Consider the following 17,972-nt stretch of genomic DNA (forward strand, 5'->3'; position numbering starts at 1 on the left):
AGAAATACTCCGTCAACTAGTACTCGATCCCACCAGGAACTATCAACCACAAGGCTAGACAAAAACGCGGCGAACCCACGTTTCGTGGGTTCACCGGTTTCCTATGTCCCGAGACATCACATTCGTCGGGGTGGCGGGATTTGAACCCACGACCTCTTCGTCCCGAACGAAGCGCGCTACCAAGCTGCGCCACACCCCGTGAGGCTAGTGAGCCTCGCCTGACCGAGTTTACTCGGATCAGCCAAGGCGAACGCCCGACAGGGTGTAGCCATACACCCCGTGAGGCTAGTGAGCCTCGCCTGACCGAGTTTACTCGGATCAGGCAAGGCGAACGCTCCTAGGGGTATAGGTTGCACCCCCAGGGCGAACACAGCTTAGCCGACCAGGTGGGCCACAGGCCGAAAAGCCGGTCCTGATTCAGCCCTACCGGACTGTCCGATTGCGCGACTTGCCGAACAAGCCAGACCTCCCTGTCGCGTCGCGGCATAGGGAGCGTGCCGATGCCGATGCCGATGCCGGGCTGGGCAATGTGTTTGTCACCCCGCAAACTCATTGGAAAAGCAGTCGACTGGTTCACCAACGCGAGCGTCGGCGCGACTCGCCCCGGTTGCTTTTGTCAAACCTCAGTCTCGCGACGGAAGGGGCATTGGTTGCCCAACACGGTGGCCCGCGCTGACCAGCGTCAGCAAGCTGGCCTCAGGCCGGCAGGCGAGGCGAATTGGGGCATAAGGCGAGGTCCCAAGACCGGCCGAGACATGAATGAAGCCAGGGCCGGCATCGGGCGCGGGAGTGCCTAAGAGTCCAGGCGAATCCACCGGATGAAGGCCTTTGGCAAAACGGGCCGGCAAATCGCAATTGGTCACCAGCGCGCCATGCCCCGGCAGGGCTACCTGACCACCATGGGTGTGCCCGGCCACGACCAGGCCGGCGCCGGCTGCCACCAGAGTCTTGATGGCACGGCGATATGGAGCGTGAACCAGACCAATTGTGGCCAACACCGGTTGGGTGCCAACTGGTGCGGGCGCCGGCCGGGGCGCCGGCTCCCGGTCAAGGTTCAAATGCGGATCACCCAGGCCTATCAAGGACAGGTGGCCAGCGGCACAGGCAAATGACGCCCGGGCGTTGTTGAGGTCGAACCAGCCGGCCTGGGTCAAGAAACGGCGCAACTCAGCCACCGGCAGGTCAGGCTGGCGCCAGCCAGGGGTGCGCGAGTCGCGCCAAAGGTAAGCCAGTGGATTCTTCGGTGCCGCGGTGAAATAGTCATTCGAGCCAAAGACAAAGGCACCTGGAAGCTCAAGCAGTGGCCCTAGCGCCTGGGCCAGCCGGTCGAAGGCGTTGGCCGAGGAGAGGTTGTCCCCAGTGGTGACAACAAGATCAGGCTGAAGGCGCCCTAGAGCCGCCACCCAGGCGGCCTTACGCCCCTGGCCAGAAGCCAAGTGCAGATCGGAAAGATGCAGCAGCTTGACCGGCGCTGTGCCAGGCGGCAAAACCGGCACCTCATAGCGCCGCAGAGCGAACCAGTTGGCCTCGGCCAAGGCGTAGCCAAGGCTGGCCAGGCCCAGGCCAAACACAGCTCCACCGGCCCGAACAAGCTTCACGGAGGTCACATTACTGCTCGCCTGACCGGTGAGCCAGGCGGCCCAGTTGGTCCAGGCAAAAGGCCGGGCAGCGGCCCTGGCGGACCGGCTGGTTCACGGGACTGCCGGAGGCGGCGGTGGCTTAGTTGGCGGTGGAGTCGGTTTCGCGGGCGGCGGTTGCACCGGCGGTTCGGGCCCCTTCGAAACTAGGACATTAACCATATTGGCGCCCACCTCGGGGATAACCTCGGCGCCGGGCAGCGGGTCTTGAAGGTAAATCAGACCAATTGGTTGGTCGGAGAACATTTCGGTGGCAATGCCAACGGCAAGCCCAGCCTCACTCAGCGCCTTGGCGGCTTGCTCGAGCGTCATACCGGTTAGGTCCGGCACCTTGACTGTCTTGGGCACAACCAAATGCCTGGGAGGTTGGGCAAAAGCGACATGCTCCAGCCCAGACATAGCGTTGTTCATAAAGCGACCCCAGGTCCCGGCCGGCAGGGTGCCGCCCATAGGTGAGCCCAGGAAAACCCCGTTGATGGTCAGCGAGGTCATCGGGACGTTGCCCTCCGGGTGGCCAGCCCAGACCGCGGCTGCCAGTTGCGCGGTGTAGCCGGCGAACCAGACCGCCACATGGGAGTCGGTAGTGCCGGTCTTGCCGGCCTGGTCGCGCCCATCGTAGATCCTGGCCCGCGTGCCAGTGCCGTGGTCAATCACGCCCTTCAGAGCCACCGAAACCGCCGCCGCCACGCCAGAATCCATTACCTCCTGGCATTGCGGTCCAGCGAGTTTCAGCGAGTCGCCGGCGGCCGTGACCACCTCGGCGATGGACTGGGGCCGGCAGTAGACGCCACCAGCGGCGAAGGTGGCGTAAGCAGCGGCCATGGCCAGGGGGGAGACCTCGTTGGTGCCCAGCACCATGGCCGGTGTCATGGCCCAATCTTCACCGTCGGCCCGCTCTATCCCCATCGACTTGGTTAGGTCTGTGATGTCGCAAAGGTCGAGTTGGTATTCCATGGCGGCATAGGCGCCGTTGATCGAATTGGCGGTGGCCGTCAGGGCGTTGACAGACTTGCCACCGGCCCCACGCACGGACCATCTAGTTTGGACCATGACCCCGCCATCAACACACCGGGCCTTCCACCTGGTGTTGTTGTAGCTGGTGCGCGAGGCGTCGAAAGAATCCCTCAAGGAATGGCCGTCGATCAGCCATTCGGCCAAGGTGAACGGCTTGAAAGTCGACCCGGCCTGGAATCCGGAGGAACCACCATAGGATCTGTCAACGTTGTAATTGACAATCGTGGCCCGGGGGTTAGTGTCGGTCGGTTCGCCGTATTCACGGTTTTGAGCCATGGCCACGATCTTGCCGGTACCCGGTTCGACCGCCGTTATGGCCATGCCCACACCCGAACCGTCTTCAATCGGGATGGTCCCGGTGACGGCCTCTAGGGCCTGAGCTTGGCGTGTCAGGTCAAGAGTTGTGGTGATGCGCAGTCCGCCACGGCGAAGCAGATCGTCGCGCTCGCGCTGCGATGCGCCAAATTCTTCGCTCGAGCGGATCTCAGCTACGACGTAGTCGCAGAAGAAGGCTGCCCCGGAAAAGGCTGCGGCCGAGGCGCAGCCCGTGGGCGATGGGGTGATGTTGAGGGTGTCCTGGACGTCTTGGGCAACTGCCTCATCGAATTCCTCCTGGGAAATGAATTCCATCTCCAGCATCCGGCTGAGGGCCGCGTCCCGTCTGAATTGGTTGGCTTCGGGATGGTTGACCGGGTCATTGCCGTTAGGGGACTGGGTGGTCGAGGCGATCGTGGCGGCCTGGACTGGCGTTAGATCGGCGGCGTGGACGCCAAAGTAAAACCGGGCGGCGGATTCAACACCGTATTGGGACGGCCCAAACTGGGCGATGTTCAAATAGCCTTCAAGAATTTCTTCCTTGGACAGGCGTTTTTCCAGCGTGATAGCCATTTTGGCTTCGCGAATCTTGCGCTGGTAAGAGACCTCTTGGGCTTCTAGGGCGCCAGCCATGTCGCCGCGAACAACTGCGGTGTTGATCAGTAGGTTCTTGACGTACTGCTGGGTCAGCGTGGAAGCGCCTTGGACCTTGGTACCAAGGGCATTGGAGACCAGGGCTCGGGCCATACCAGCCCAATCCACGCCAACGTGCTCGTAATAGCGTCGGTCCTCTAGGGCAACCACGGCATGCTGCATGTAGGGAGAGATTTGGTCCAGCGGCACTTCGGTGCGGTCCTGGAAATAGAAGGTGGCCAGGAGAGTGCCATCGGCGGCGTAAATATAGCTGGACTGAGCTAATTCAGAGACCTGTAAATCCTCTGGTAGGGCCTCGAATAGGTACTCGGCATCAGACGTGGCCAAACTAGCCGCGTCAATAGCTGGCAGGAAAAATCCAGACGCCAACAAACCGGAGGTCACAGACGCCACGACCACCGTCAGGACGCCGCCAAGCCACTTTGCCATACCTTTGCCAAAGCGCTTCCAGCCCGAGCGCATGGGCCAAGGGTAAAAGCCCAGGCCGGGCATGGCAAGAGTAGTTTTCCTAGAACGTAACAGCCTACGTGTTTGGGCCAGCTCTTCTTGTCCGATGCCGTCTCACCGGTTGGCATGCCAAGCGGGGGCCGGCATTTGGCTTAGCGGGCGCGTTGTCCCAGCTGTTCAAGGTTTAACAGAACGCAGCCGCGGCCCTCAAGTCTGATCCAACCACGGGCAACAAAGCCGTTTAGGGCCTTATTGACTGTCTCGCGTGAAGCGCCAACCAGCTGGGCCAGTTCTTCCTGCGTCAGGCCGTGGGTGACTTGGATGCCGTGATCGGTCGGCTCGCCGAAGCGTTCGGCCAGATCAATCAGCGTCTTGGCGATCCGGCCTGGTGCGTCGGTGAAGATCATGTCGGAAAGCGCATCGTTGGTGCGGCGTAGCCGGCCTGCCATTTCCGCCAATAGTTGCCGGGCGGCAGTTGGATTCTGAGACAGCCAGGCGACCATGCCGGCGTGGGAAAGCTCGAGGACTTTGCCGGCCATGACGGCGGTAGCAGTGGCGGTGCGCGGTCCCGGATCGAAAAGGGTCAGCTCGCCCACCATTTCACCCGGCCCCAGCACGGCCAGCAGATTCTCCCTGCCGTCAGGTGAGGGCGTGCCCAGCTTGATCTTGGCGGTCTGGATCAGGTACAGGCGATCGCCTGTTTCACCGTGCCTGAACAGCACCTGGCCCCGGGCCAGCCGCATCGGAGTCATGGCTGCTAGCAGACTCGTGGCCGCATCTTCGCTCAAACCACCAAAAAGCCCGGCCGAACGGATGATCTTCGAATCCAATGAGGTAACCACCTATCTTGTACCTGGTGTGGTCCAACCCACACCGCCTCTAGGACAATGCCTGGTAACACTGGCCTCGGGGGCTAATGAACAATCACTTGTGCCCGGGGCGAAATTCGAACAATCAAGCCTATTGTGCCCGATCCCTCGCCGCGACGCCGCCCCCCGACCCGCCAGGTCGGGCTTTGACACAATCCCATTCGACGCGAAACCGAGGTCTGGCATCGGCCTTAGCTGCTGGCCACGGCAGGCAGCCAGTCGAGCAAGGCCTGGTTGACCTGCTCTGGTGCTTCTTCCGGCGGGAAATGGCCAATGCCATCGAGACAGGCGAAGTGGTAGTCAGAACCGCCAAAGGATGGTTCGGCAACTGCCTGATAGTCAAGCAAGTGATCCATATTGCCCTGAATATGCAGCACCGGCACTTGGGCCCTAACCCGCGTACTGGCGGCGAAACGCCGCCCGGCGGCGCGCCAGCGCGGGCGTAACGCCAAGCGCATCAACTCAGCCGCCCGTTCGGCGGCACTTGGTATCGCCATAACCTGCTGGTAGAGCCCAAGGGAGTAGGGGTCAAGCCAAGCCGGTTGCTCGGCCCAGGTGGTCACGAGTTTTCCCACTAGATAGCCGCGCCGGGCCGCCGAAAGGGTGAATTTGGGCATGCGTAGGGCGGCGATCTGGGCCAGCGCCCTGGGGGAGACCACCAGGGCCCGGATCGGCTTGCGGGTGCCAGGGTGGACCGCAGCGATTGGCGCAATGCCCAAAAGCACGCTCGGGGCCTGGCTGAGCATGGTCCAGGCCACCATGCCACCAAGGCCGTGTCCCACCACGGCGGCCTTGTCTGCCCCCAGGGCGGTGATAACTCCGGCCACGTCTCGGGCCAGCATTGGCAGGGCGTAGCCCTCCGGTGGTTTGTCACTGGCGCCGCAGCCTCGCAGGTCCATGGCCACAGCCCGGTAGCCGGCCTGCCCCAGGGCTTGCAGCTGATGGCGCATTGACCACCAAAACTGCGGCACTCCGTGGATCAGAATGACTAAGGGACCGTCTGCGGGCCCGGTTGAGGCGACGTGAAAACGCAGAGCCCGCGCTGCCACCATCTGGTGTTCCCAAGGCCCGTCAACCAGGGCCGCACTGAAATCACTGGCAGCTGGGGGTTGGGTTCTCATTGGGCCGATTCGTCCCCAGGTTCCGCGGCACCGGCTTTGTCCTTGGCGCTGGTCAGGTCTGCGTCATCGGCCTGGCCTTCGGCACCAGCCTGGCCTTCGGCACCAGCCTCAGTCCTTGGCGCCGCCGTACCTTGGAAAGCCGCCACCGAGGCCTTGACCTGATCGAGGGTTTGGCGAGAGCCCTTACCCGCCCGCTTCAAAATCGCCTTGGCTGCCAACGCGGTACCGGCGCAGATCAACACGACCAGAGCGACGGCGATGAGGCAGGCCGCCCAGGGCCAAAACCCCATCGCCACCAGACCACAGACCAGGGCCGCCACTAGCAGAGGCGGGATACAGGTGGCAAAGACTAGGGCGCCTACCATCAGCCCGGATCCAGCCGCCAAGAGTTTGCCATCCCGGCTCAATTGGGCCTTGACCAGTTCGACGGTGCCCTGGGCCACGGCGCGGGCCTGTTCGGTGGCGCCTTGAATGATTTCGGCAAGTGGTCTACCAGCCATGGCGTGACTCCTTGGAGCGTTACAGGTGGGTTAGGGCTGAGACTAGCTTAACCGCCACCATCAAGCCGAGCCCCGCGCGGGCCTTGAGTCAGGCTCCCGAAACAAAGAAACAGCGAGCGAACAGGTTATCAATCGCGCAATCCAATTGCTGATACGGGGAACCCCGCCAGCAAGCCCTTAACGTAGGTTAATACGTGCGTGGGTTCCTGTTCGCCCGCTGTGTTGTAGCCTCCTTTGTACCACATTCGCATAGGCCTTGACAAGCCAAAACGCTGGATTTGATGGCCCTGCGAAGAGAGGCAGCAGGCACATAGATACGTCGATCTAACCACATTTTCCGGCTTTGTACTAACGAAAGCGCGCGTCCGTTATTGAAACTTGATTATTGCGGCTGGGAAAACACTCAGGAGTCGGAAAAGGCGGGCGCCTAGAGCAGGTCTGGGCCCGGCCGCACTTCGTTTGATTCGGGGCTGCGCCGCAGAATCCAGGTCACTGCACCAGCCGCCACGGCTGTCGCAACCAAACTGGCCGCCCACACCAGACCAAGCCTCAGCCGGCGGCGTTGGATTGGCCTTGGAGTGGAAAACCGGGCCACCTCCCAGCCGGCTTCCTCGGCTATGTGGCGCAGCTCTTTCGATGGGTTGACCACTACGGCGTGTCCAACCGCCCGCAGCATTGGTAGATCGGTGATCGAATCCGAATAGGCGTAACAGGCGGCCAGGTCGTATCCCTGTTGCAGGGCTAGCTCGGACATAGCCTGGGCTTTGGCCGGGCCGTAGTTGAAGTAAGCGATTTGACCGGTAAAGCGGCCTTGGTCGGCCTCCATTTCGGTGGCCAGGACGTGGCCAGCACCGAGCATGGTGGCGATTGGCTCTGCCACCTCTTTGGCCGCGGCAGTGCAAATGACAATGTCCAGGCCAGCTTGTCGGTGGTGGCTGATGAGCTGGGCGGCGCCGGTAAAGACCTGTGGAGCAATCACCTTGTCTAGGGCGGCCGTGGTGGTGGCCACGACCAGTTGCGACTCCCAGCCAATCACCATCTCGCCCAGTACTGTACGCAAACGGTCAGTCTGATCAGCCGTCGAATTGCCCAATTGGTAGGCCGCCTGGGCGTAGGCCGAGCGTGCCACCGAACGCTTATTGGCGAGACCCGCCCGCATGAATGGTCTGGTCAAAGCGGCTGACGAGGCGGTCGCCAAGATGGTCTTGTCCAGGTCAAAGAAGGCTGCGGCCTTGGGCCGTGGCTGGCTCATATCCCCCCTCAAAGTTGTCTGTGGAAATTGTGGCAGATGTCAAGGGCCAAGCGTCATCCACAGGCCAACCCAATTGACCCGGCGCGAATAGACCAAATAGAGGACGCTGTGACAATGGATCACCAGCCCCCAGCCAGAGTTGTCATCGTCAGTTCAGATCAGGCCCTGGCCGCAGCCGCGGCCGCGGCGGTGACAGAAGGCGGCGGTCAGCCCTACCTGGCTAATGATCTTAGCGCCGAACAAGCCGGGCTCGGCTTCGGCGAGGCAGCGCCGGCCTTGGTGGTAGTTGGGGCCGATGCGCCGGAGGGAATCGCCCAGCGGATCGCCCAGCTGGGTTCGACTCAACTGGTCAGCGCCGCCTTGGGCGAGGGTCCGGCCAGTGAGTTTGGTCAATGCCTGGTGCTGCCGCGGGACACCGCCAGTTTGGTGCGACTGGTCGAATCCTTGGCAGCACCGCGGCCGGCCTCGAAACGGATCATGGTGATGGGGGCCCACGGCGGGGTGGGCGCGTCCTCATTGGCCGCTGTTTTGGCCCGCCAAGCGCGCAGCGGCGGTCGGACCGTGCGGTTGGTGGATTTCGACGGCTCCGGTGCCCGGCTGGCCCAAATCCTGGGGCTGGCCAGTGGTGGTACCTGGGCAGAGGCCCTGGGCAAATGGGGTGTGGCCTGGGCCTCATTGCCAAGTTGGCATGGTGTCAGTGTGCTAGCTGGTCTTGGTTCAATAGGTCGCAGTGAAAGCGCCCATCGCCTGCGTCAGGTGCTTGACCAGTGGGAACAGGAGACGGGCGACGGCCTGACGGTAATCGACAGCGCGGTGGCCGGCCCTGGCGGGCCCTGGCGGGTGGCCACCTGGTGTGACCACGTGGTGATCGTGGCGCGCGACGATTCGCCTGGGTTGGCCGCAGCTCAGGCGGTGGTCAGTGAAGTCGCTCAAGTTGGGCTCAAACCGTGTTTAGCTCTGCGGCCAGTCAAAGGTGGGGCCGGTCCGGCCGGGGCCAAACGGGCCGTTGGCGCCAGCCGGATTGAGCAAGTCTTGGTCTTGGGCAATGAACGAAACCTGGCGGCGGACGCCACCCACGGCCTGACCCCCGGTGACAGACCACGCGGCGCCTTGAGCAGTTGGGCTGGCCACTACCTGCAACGTCAGTTGGCGCTCAGGGCTCCGCCTACAAAGCAAATCACCAGGTCGCAACGCCACCGCCGGCATCGGGAGCCGCACTTTGAACCGGCCGCCTTCGCGGAGGACTGGTGAGCGAACTGGCCGCCCCAGCCCCTCTGCTGGCCCTTCTCCGAGCCGAAGGGGTATCTGACGTCCTGGTCAACGGACCGGACGCGGTCTGGGTGGATGGACTTGAGGGCCTAAGAAGAATGGCAGTCCACCTCGGTGACGCCAACCAGATTAGGGCCCTGGCCACAAGGCTGGCCGCCCAAGGTGGTCAAAGGCTGGATGATGCCTGCCCTGCCGTTGATGTCAACTTGCCAGGGGGTTTGCGTCTGCACGCGGTCCTACCGCCAATTGCGTCCGGCGGTCCACTGCTTTCATTCAGGGTGCTCAGACGCCAGGGCCTGTCGCTGGAGCGGCTGGTCCAAAGCGGCGCCATCAGCCACGAGGTGTCCGAGCTGATCACAGGTCTAGTCAAGGCCCGGGTCAACTTCCTAGTCTCCGGTGCCACCGGGGCGGGCAAGACCACGCTGCTGGCCGCCTTGCTGGGACTGGTGGGGGCCGAGGAGCGGATTGTCCTGATTGAAGAGGCGGCCGAAATCGCCACCGCCCACCCGCATTGTGTTCGCCTGGAAGCCCGCACAGCCAACTCTGAAGGCAAAGGTGCCTTCGACCTGACCAGTTTGGTCCGCCAGGCTCTCCGAATGCGCCCGGACCGGATAGTGGTTGGCGAGTGCCGCGGCGCCGAGGTGCGCGAATTGCTAACCGCTTTGAACACCGGCCACGAGGGTTCGTGTGGGACTATTCATGCCAACTCTCCAACCGACGTGCCGGCACGGCTAGCCGCCCTTGGCTCGCTGGCCGGCCTCGACCGGGCCACGGTGGCCGCCCAGGCAGACGCCGCCTTGGCTGCGGTGGTGCATGTGGCCCGAGATCGCGGCTCGCCCCGCCGGCGGGTGACGGAGATCGCGGCGCTGGAACTGTGCGGGGATGATCTGGTGGCCAGGCCGGCCGCATCTGTCACTGACGACGGTGTGGCACCGGGCCCCAGCTGGAATCGCCTGGCCCACCTGTGCCGGTGGCGACTGCCACAACCCACCAGGCCGGGGCCGGAACCTGACCTATGACGGCCCCCAGCCAGCCGGTCACGCTGGAGGGTCTGGCCCAGGCCCTGAGAGAGGTGGCGGAAATGTCCAGGGCTGGTTTGGCCCCTCCGGCCGTCTGGCAACCCCTGCTTGGCTCTGAAAAAGGAGCCGGCCAAGGTGGCTTGGAGGCCTGGGCCGGCCAGGTCGCCAGTGGTCCGCTGGCCACCTATGCCACCGCGGTTTGTGCCATTGACCAGATTTCGACTTCGGTTGGTTGCGCCATTGGCGACATGCTGACTTCGCTAATCGAGTCGATCCAAGCCCACCAGGACACGGCCGAGGCCATGGAGGCGGCCGTCGCTGGCCCCAAAGCCAGCGCCCGGATGCTGCAGTTTTTGCCCTTGGCTGGGTTGGGCTTGGGCCTGATTATGGGCGTAAACGTCCTGGCAGTGTTGTCCGATGCCGGCCCGGGCACCTTGGCCTTGGTGGTGGGCTTGACGCTGATGCTGCTGGGGCGGGCCTGGAGCAGCCTGCTGTTACGCCGGGCCGCCGGCCGGATCGACCTTGATGGGCTGGTGGCGATTGACGTCCTGGTGGCGGCGCTCAGTGCCGGGCTGCCCATTGGGCCAGCCCTATGTGCCGCCGGCAGGGCTTGGCCCGGGGTCACCGGACGGGCCTTGGCCCAAGTTGGTACGGCCCTTGAAACCGGCTGCCAATGGGAGGAAGCCTGGCGGGGTCAGGCCGGCGGACAGGTGTTGGCGGGAGTTGAACGGGCGCTTTGGCTGAGTTGGCGCAGCGGTGTGCGTTGCGGTGGGCTCTTGCGGGCGCTGAAGACCTCGGTCCTCAGGGCCGAGCGACAACGCTGTGTCAAGGCCTCGGCTCGCCTTTCAGTGACGCTAATGGCGCCACTCGGGTTGTGCTACCTGCCGGCCTTTATGGCCCTGGGCTTGGCGCCGCTGATCATCTCGTTGGCCGCCAGCCTGACCACGTTCTAGTGACAGCTGAGGGTGAAATAACGCCGCTTCGAGCCTTGTCCACAGTCGCTAGGCCTTAGCAAAACGGGATTCGCCGCTTTAGTTCAGGCTTTGGTTAGTGCCTAGGAAAGGAGGGGCCATGAGGCCACTTAGGAATCTTGACGAAAGGGTCTGGATCGCCTGGAGGGATCAGGCTGGCGGAGTCACGGCTGAATACGCCATCGCCATTCTGGCAGCAGCCGGCTTTGCCGGGCTGCTGTTGGCGATATTGCAGTCCCAGGCGGTGCGGGGCTGGTTAACCTCGATTGTGGAAAGAGCCTTATCGCTGTGAGGTCTGAGCGCGGCGGGGTCACGGTCGAACTGGCCCTGGCCCTGCCGGCGGTGGTGGCGTTGGCCGCCATGATTCTGGTTTTGGGCACCGCCGCGATTAGCCAGATCAGCTGCGCCAATGCTGCCCGGGCTGGCGCCCGGGCGGCGGCCCTGGGCCTGGCCAACGACTCAATCAAAGCCACCGCCACCGAACTGGCTGGCAGTGACGTCACGGTCAGGATCGAGCGGAGGGACGGTCAGGTCAAAGTCCGGGTTGATAAGCCCGTAGGCACCCTGGCCTCGACCCTATTTGGTCTAAGACTGAAGGCCAGCGCTACGGCGGTGAGCTCATGTGAACCAGACCGGGGCTGTCGGTGAGGCTGAAGGAGGGCGGCGAGGCCGGTTCGGGCACCATCCTGGCGGCCGGGCTGGCCTGTGTCCTGCTATTCGCCATGACCGCCTTGAGCAGTCTTGTTGGCGCCAGTCAGAGCCGCTGGGCCGCCCAAACGGCGGCCGATTTGGCCGCCCTGGCCGCCGCCCAGGATCTGATCGATGGCGCCACCATCAGCCAAGCTTGCGGCCACGGCCAGGCCGTGGCCCGGGCCAACCAGACCGAGTTGACCAACTGCCGTGGGGCCGGGCAAGGTCGCGTCACAGTTGAGGCTGCTGTCACGGTCAGGTCCTGGCCTGGAGGCGTTGGCCGGGCCAAGGCCGTGGCCGGGCCACCACCAGGATTCGTCGGGTCAGGCGGAGCCGGAAATTCAAGCGACCTAGCCGCGCTGGCGGCCCTGGACTGGGCCCGCCAACAAATCGGCAAGCCCTACATTTGGGGTGGCACGGGTCCTAACGGCTTTGACTGTTCAGGTCTGGTCCAAATGGCCTATCTCAAAGCCGTGGGCAAGCAGATACCCCGCGTGGCCCAGGATCAGTACAACGCCGCCACCAAGGTGCCACCCGGGCAAATGCGGCCTGGTGACTTGATCTTCTGGATCGATTCGACCGGCGTTCACCACGTCGCGCTATACGCCGGCAACGGCATGATGGTCGAGGCCCCCAGCCGGGGCAAACTGGTCCGTGAGGTTCCGATCCGTTGGGCTGGCACCACCGAGTTGGCCGGCAGATACTAGAAGACTGTTTGGCTGGAGACCCAAGAGGGCTGGTGAAAAATTCCCGCCGGCTGCCGTTGCCTCAGGCGGCGCCTCGCTTCGACGCGCACTATTCACCAACCCCCTGGAGCATGGCCCTGACCAAGGCCAAAGCTCCGGGCTTTGACAGGATTTGGTTGGCGTTGCCGCATTTGGGTGACTGAACACAGCTGGGACAGCCTTCATCGCAGTCGCATTGGGCCAGCCTGGCCTCGGTGGCCTGGAGCAGTTCTCGCCGCCGGGAAAAAGCCCGCTCGGCTAACCCGGCCCCACCGGGCACACCGTCATAGATGAATATGGTGGCCCCGCCGGTTTGGGGGTGCGCCGGAATTGACAGCCCGCCCAGATCCCAGCGGTCACAGGCAGCCAGCAAGGGCATCAGCCCAATGGCTGCGTGTTCGGCCCCGTGGAGGGCGGCCGGCAGTAGCTCCGGGCCAAGCTGACTAATGGCCTCGGCCGTGGGCAGGCACCAAACTGCTGTGGTGTTGAGCGAATCGGCTGGTAGTTCCAGCGGAATGGTGGCGGAACGGCCTAGGCCATCATTGCTCAGACGCTGGTAGCCAACCACTTGGTCAACCACCTCGACCCGGCCAAAATGCCAAGAGGCGCCGGCCTCCTCAACGCAGCGGACGTCATCGGCCACACGCAGCGTCGACTGGCTGATCGGCATAGTGCGGTAGGGCGGACGGGCCGGCTTAAGCACGGCCACTAAGGCTTCCAAATCCAAGGTCTCAACCAGGAAACTGGCGCCTTGGTGCAGATAAACAGCGCCAGGGTGGACTGTGGCCGGGGCGCGACCGCGATCAACGCTGCCCAGGACTCGGCCAGTTTGGTCTTCGACTAGGTCGACGCTGTGGCCGCCAGCGCCGCGCAGGTCGGTCAGCAGAGTCGGGGAGTCTGGGGGTAGCCAATGCCAACCGGTGGGCCGGTGCCGCAGCACGCCCAAGGTGACCAGCTGGTCGACTACGCCTGCCATGGCCGGGCCAAAAAAGCGACCATCGGCCTTGGTTAGAGGTAGTTCGCCGGCGGCCGCAGACAAATGCGGCGCCAGCAAATACGGGTTGGCCGGGTCAAAGACGCTGGCCTCCAAGGGCGCGTCGTAGAGGGCCTCGGGGTGGTCAACTAGATAAGAGTCAAACGGATCGGTCCCGGCCACCCAGACGGCCAAACCATTGGCGCCGGCCCGCCCGGTCCGGCCTAGCTGCTGGGCCAGCGCCACCCGTGTGCCCGGCCAGCCGGCCGTAATGACCGCGTCCAGGCCGGCAATATCGATGCCCAGTTCCAGGGCCGAGGTGGCCACTACCGTCAGCAGGGAACCCTGGCGCAGGCCCTGTTCCAAGGCCCGGCGGTCTTCAGCCAAGTAGCCGCCCCGGTAGGTCGCCACCCGCGCCGCCTTGGCCTTGGGCAGTAGTTGGCGGATCGACTGAGCGACTGACTCTGCGGCGAACCGTGAGCGGACAAAAACCACACTGCGGGCGCCAAGGTCTGTCAGGCCGGCAGCCAACTCTGCCGCCGCCGCGCCGGCCGGTTGGCGCAAAACCTTGCCCTGCTGGTCCTTGGCCAACGGTTTCCACATGACCTCGGTGCGCTCGCCGGCATCGGCCGTGTCATCACTGACCACCGCCACTGTGGCTTCATCGAGACCGGCTAGCCGGGCTGCCCCAGCTGCCGGCTCGGCCAAGGAGGCACTGGCGAAAAGGAACTGCGGCTCGGTCCCCAGATTGGCCGCCAGGCGGCGCAGCCGGCGCAGAACCATCGAGACATGGCCGCCGCTGACCCCGCGGTAGGCGTGAGCCTCGTCCACCACGACGAAACGCAGCGAGCGTAAGAACCGAGCCCACTGGTGGTGGCGTGGAAGCATCGAAAAATGCAGGTAGTCCGGGTTCGACAGGACAATCGAAGCCTTGGCCTGAGCCCATTGACGCAGCTCGCGGCCCGAATCCCCATCACAGGTGGTGACGGCGGTTTGAAGATCGCCGGCTCGCAGAGTGGCGCCCAGGGCGGCCAGCTGATCAGCTGCTAGGGCTTTGGTTGGGGCAAGGTAAAGCACAGTTGGCTGCTTGGCCACCGCGCCGATGTCGCCCAGTGGGTCGGTGGGTAAACATGCGTCCAGCAGCGGGGCCCAAAAAGCCAGTGACTTGCCGCTGCCGGTGCCAGTGGCGATCACAGTATGGCGCCCGGCGTGAATCAACTCCATGGCCTCGACTTGGTGGCGCCAAGGCTGGTCTAGGCCGCGAGCCTGATAGGCCTGGGTCACCTCGTCCCCCAGCCAGTCAGGCCAGGGCGCCTGGGCCCCCTGCTTGGCTGGTGTCACCCGCAGATTGACCAGGCAGCGCTGGCGGTCCTCGGTCTGGCCGAGGGCCTGGACCAACCGGTTCATTGGCCCAAAGACTCAGCCCTTGGGCGGCAGCACCGCTCCAATCAGGCTGCCAACAATCGAGACGTGCCAGCCATCGGAAGCTTTCAGCGCTGTGGTTGAGGTCAGCGTCTGAGGCGTTGGCAGCGCCGGCAGCAGCGCCAAAGACGAAGACAGCCCAGGCACGGTCAGGCTGCCTTGCCTCGGCTCGCTGCGCGGGTCGTCTAAGTCGTAAGTGACTTCGTCATCCTTGATCGAAATTGATCCCGAAACCGTCTCTGGGTCTCCCCAGTAGGTGGTCATATTGGCTTCGAAACTGCCCTCGAACGATCCGTCACCGCCCAGCGACACCTCAGCTGTGAAGGAGATCTCATCCCCGTCGGCCTCGGCGTCTAGTTTCAGTTCGGCACTTTTGGCGTCCTTGGCGTCCCAGGTGATGGAGTAATGGCCGGTCCCTTCAGCCTCAATGTCCATGATCCACTTGGAGCCGTCCTGGTTGACCTTGGCCCAAATTCTGGAATTGCCTGTGGAAATGGCCAGTTTGAGGCTCTCAATCCCAACGCGGGCCACCTGGGAGGTCGAATCGAGTTGTTTGACCTCTAGCTCGTCGAGCATGATTGTGCCCGGTGGCATACCGTCGGCAGAGGTGGACAACAGCGGTTGGCCGTAAACCGCCAGCAGACGCGACTCAGCCGGGGCTAGGTGGCGGGCGAATTCGGTCGCATCAAGATCCTCGGCGAAGGTCAAAAGGGCCTCGTAGTAGCCCTTGACAGCGTCTTCGGGATTGGAGTATTTGACCATCTTGTCGGCTGGCACCACCTGGCCAAGGTCAGCATTGTCCATACCGGCCGCCTCCCAGACATATTGCGCCGCGGTCATTGACATGGAGGTGAACCACTGGCCGTCTTCTTCCACTGTCACCAGGAAGAACTCGTCGATTCCGGCCGCACTAAGGACCTGGGCAACTGGCCCTTGATAGGGCAGATTGTCGTTTATGGCAGCGACAATCTCATCTTTAGAAGGCACGTTGTCGCCAAGGGCGCCGCTAGGCGCCTCGAAGTCGAATTCGTCAAAGCCGTTTGAAGGGTTAAGGTAGTTGGCCAGCTCTGAAACACTGGCGGCGAAATCGAGAGCGGCCTGGGCCAATGCGTCCGGGTCGGTGCATTCGACGCTGATCGACCCACCGGTCACAACTGACCGTTGCACCGTTGGCACCAGCTCTTCAGATTCGACTTTGACGTCCTTGAACTCGATCTTGATCGAATCACGGGCCTTGACCAGGGACTGGCTGAGTTGGTCGGCCTGATCATTCGAGGCGATCTTGTCCAAGGTGGGTAGGTTCGGGGCCAGGTCGGTCACGGAGATCCAGGCTCGCTCCGAGGGCGCCAGCGTGGCCGCGGTCTTGGTCACATCCAAAGTTGCGGCCGCGTTGAGGAAGGAGACAACGGCATCTTCCGGCGATGCGGCGCCGCCGGAGCCGCGCAGTTTGAAGAAAGCGAAGGCCCCACCGCCGGCCAGCACCAAAGCCACCACGCAGGCCGCCGCCACCAAAATGCCACGCCGCCGGCGCTTTGGCGGTTCCGGCGGTGCGGCGCCAGTCCAAGTGGGAGGAGGCGTCATGCCGCCCACCGGAGCCGACTGATGACCTACCGGCGCCGCGTGGCCCGGTGGCACACCCTGGCCGGCTGGCGGGCCGTAACCCGGCGGCACAGGCTGAGAGGGCGGTTCGTTACCAGGTGGCACACCTTTAGGGGCCTGATTTGGACCGAACGATTCCGGGTTGTTAGGAGGAGCCGTCACTATCTCAGCCTTTCTGGTTCCTAGAGGCGGTGGCCTCAAGTAGGTACCAGTGTGCCGCATGACACCGACAGGGCAAAGCTGGTTGACACTATTGTGACATTTGGATTGATGGCCACAGAAGGGAAGTGATCAGGTGAGAGTTGCGGTAGTGACAGGAGCCTCCAGCGGAATTGGCGCGGCCACGGTGGTGGCCTTAGCTCGTGACGGTTGGAGCGTAATTTGTGGGGCTCGCCGGCTCGATCGCCTCGAGCAAGTGGTCAATGCCGGTGGACCAAATGCCAAGGCAGTACACCTCGATGTCACCGATGAGGCCTCGGTGGCCGCTTTGGCCAAGGGCTTGGACCGGGTCGACCTGCTGGTCAACAACGCCGGTGGGGCTAAGGGATTGCGACCCATTGTCGAGGCCAAAGAAGAAGAATGGGAGTGGATGTACAACACCAACGTGCTTGGCACAATGCGCATGACCAGGGCGCTTTTGCCATTGTTGGTGGCCAGCGGGCAAGGCCGGGTGATCAACATTTGTTCGATCGCCTCGACCATGCCGTATGCCGGTGGCGGCGGCTATAACGCCGCCAAATTTGGCCAACGGGCTGTAACCGAAGCGCTACGCCACGAACTGGCTGGCCAGCCCGTCACGGTCAGTCAGATCGATCCCGGACTGGTCCAGACCGAGTTCTCCCTGGTCCGCTTCGACGGCGACCAGGCCAGGGCGGATGCCGTCTACGCAGGCGTCGAACCGCTCAGCGCTGAGGACGTGGCTGAAGCCATCCGGTGGGTTGCCTCCCGCCCGCCTCATGTCTCGATAGACCAATTGTGGATCCTGGCCCGCGACCAAGTCGGCACTGTCAAGACTCCGCTCGAAAGGTCAACCACCTAGTCCAGCCAGTCCCTTTGCCGCGAGATCGAGGTTTCGCTCACTGTCGAGTAGGCCAAAGCTCAGTCTCGCGGCGTTGGCACAGATTAACCCCACATTTTCAGCGAAACCGAGCTTTCGCTCACTGTCGAGTCAGCCAAAGCTCAGTTTCGCGGCGTTGGCACAGATTAACCCCACATTTTCAGCGAAACCGAGGTTTCGCTCACTGTCGAGTCAGCCAAAGCTCAGTTTCGCCGCAGATCTAGGTCTTGACCAGCCCTCAAGCCGCGAAACCGAGCTCTGGCTGGGCCGCACGCCTAGGACACTTATGTGATAGTCGAGGGCGCAGGTCTGCCTCGATGGGGTACCGTCTTGGGCCGTAGGTCTGTATTCGTTTCTGCGGCGAGGAGGAGTCGTGCCGGCAAACCGAAAGCTGGTTATTGTGGAGTCCCCGGCCAAGGCCAGGACAATTGAGAGCTA

General features: G+C 63.4%; 15 protein-coding genes and 1 tRNA gene. 7 read left to right on the forward strand and 9 right to left on the reverse strand.

All coding sequences use genetic code 11. The features are described 5' to 3' along the window. Positions 1 to 125: 125 nt before the first annotated feature. The 7 genes from FWD29_08000 to FWD29_08030 all read right to left on the reverse strand — a co-directional run bounded on the left by FWD29_08000 (position 126) and on the right by FWD29_08030 (position 7,809). Positions 126 to 199, reverse strand: a tRNA-Pro gene (locus FWD29_08000). Between the two features lie 424 nt (positions 200 to 623). Then, positions 624 to 1,598: a metallophosphoesterase gene (locus FWD29_08005; GenBank protein ID MCL2803873.1), complete on the reverse strand. Its 975-nt coding sequence runs from the start codon at positions 1,596 to 1,598 to the stop codon at positions 624 to 626. Between the two features lie 93 nt (positions 1,599 to 1,691). Beyond that, positions 1,692 to 4,082 (reverse strand): transglycosylase domain-containing protein, encoded by a 2,391-nt coding sequence (locus tag FWD29_08010; GenBank protein MCL2803874.1) that lies wholly within the window; start codon positions 4,080 to 4,082, stop codon positions 1,692 to 1,694. Positions 4,083 to 4,219: 137 nt separating this feature from the next. Continuing rightward, positions 4,220 to 4,897, reverse strand: a complete 678-nt coding sequence (locus FWD29_08015; GenBank protein MCL2803875.1) for a Crp/Fnr family transcriptional regulator — start codon at positions 4,895 to 4,897, stop codon at positions 4,220 to 4,222. Positions 4,898 to 5,127: 230 nt separating this feature from the next. Further along, a complete protein-coding gene (locus tag FWD29_08020; protein MCL2803876.1) occupies positions 5,128 to 6,057 on the reverse strand; it encodes an alpha/beta hydrolase in 930 nt (309 codons plus the stop codon). After that, entirely contained in the window at positions 6,054 to 6,557 is a 504-nt protein-coding gene (locus FWD29_08025) for a phage holin family protein (protein ID MCL2803877.1), read from the reverse strand. The genes FWD29_08020 and FWD29_08025 overlap by 4 nt, the downstream gene beginning before the upstream one ends. Positions 6,558 to 6,984: 427 nt before the next feature. After that, positions 6,985 to 7,809 carry an HAD-IB family hydrolase gene (locus tag FWD29_08030; GenBank protein ID MCL2803878.1) on the reverse strand — a complete coding sequence of 275 codons (825 nt, stop codon included), beginning with the start codon at positions 7,807 to 7,809 and terminating at the stop codon, positions 6,985 to 6,987. A 36-nt stretch (positions 7,810 to 7,845) separates the two neighbouring features. Here FWD29_08030 and FWD29_08035 point away from each other — a divergent pair, with 36 nt between their 5' ends. From FWD29_08035 to FWD29_08060, 6 genes are all read left to right on the forward strand, one after another. After that, positions 7,846 to 9,060 carry a hypothetical protein gene (locus tag FWD29_08035; protein MCL2803879.1) on the forward strand — a complete coding sequence of 405 codons (1,215 nt, stop codon included), beginning with the start codon at positions 7,846 to 7,848 and terminating at the stop codon, positions 9,058 to 9,060. Continuing rightward, positions 9,057 to 10,097 (forward strand): TadA family conjugal transfer-associated ATPase, encoded by a 1,041-nt coding sequence (locus FWD29_08040; GenBank protein MCL2803880.1) that lies wholly within the window; start codon positions 9,057 to 9,059, stop codon positions 10,095 to 10,097. The genes FWD29_08035 and FWD29_08040 overlap by 4 nt, the downstream gene beginning before the upstream one ends. Beyond that, entirely contained in the window at positions 10,094 to 11,050 is a 957-nt protein-coding gene (locus FWD29_08045) for a type II secretion system F family protein (protein MCL2803881.1), read from the forward strand. The genes FWD29_08040 and FWD29_08045 overlap by 4 nt, the downstream gene beginning before the upstream one ends. A 118-nt stretch (positions 11,051 to 11,168) precedes the next feature. Next, a complete protein-coding gene (locus FWD29_08050; GenBank protein MCL2803882.1) occupies positions 11,169 to 11,360 on the forward strand; it encodes a DUF4244 domain-containing protein in 192 nt (63 codons plus the stop codon). Further along, on the forward strand, positions 11,357 to 11,716 hold the full coding sequence (locus FWD29_08055) for a pilus assembly protein (protein ID MCL2803883.1): 360 nt from the start codon (positions 11,357 to 11,359) through the stop codon (positions 11,714 to 11,716). The genes FWD29_08050 and FWD29_08055 overlap by 4 nt, the downstream gene beginning before the upstream one ends. Next, positions 11,713 to 12,465 (forward strand): NlpC/P60 family protein, encoded by a 753-nt coding sequence (locus tag FWD29_08060; protein MCL2803884.1) that lies wholly within the window; start codon positions 11,713 to 11,715, stop codon positions 12,463 to 12,465. Before FWD29_08055 ends, FWD29_08060 begins: the two co-directional genes overlap by 4 nt. Before the next feature lie 88 nt (positions 12,466 to 12,553). Here FWD29_08060 and FWD29_08065 read toward each other — a convergent pair whose 3' ends face one another. Together FWD29_08065 and FWD29_08070 are read right to left on the reverse strand one after the other, a co-directional pair. Beyond that, a complete protein-coding gene (locus FWD29_08065; protein ID MCL2803885.1) occupies positions 12,554 to 14,863 on the reverse strand; it encodes a DEAD/DEAH box helicase in 2,310 nt (769 codons plus the stop codon). Between the two features lie 12 nt (positions 14,864 to 14,875). Then, complete coding sequence (locus FWD29_08070; GenBank protein ID MCL2803886.1) at positions 14,876 to 16,639, reverse strand: hypothetical protein; 1,764 nt, start codon at positions 16,637 to 16,639, stop codon at positions 14,876 to 14,878. Between the two features lie 148 nt (positions 16,640 to 16,787). Here FWD29_08070 and FWD29_08075 point away from each other — a divergent pair, with 148 nt between their 5' ends. Then, on the forward strand, positions 16,788 to 17,516 hold the full coding sequence (locus tag FWD29_08075; GenBank protein MCL2803887.1) for an SDR family NAD(P)-dependent oxidoreductase: 729 nt from the start codon (positions 16,788 to 16,790) through the stop codon (positions 17,514 to 17,516). Positions 17,517 to 17,972 lie beyond the last annotated feature (456 nt).

This window comes from Micrococcales bacterium, assembly GCA_009784895.1.
Taxonomy (GTDB): domain Bacteria; phylum Actinomycetota; class Actinomycetes; order Actinomycetales; family WQXJ01; genus WQXJ01.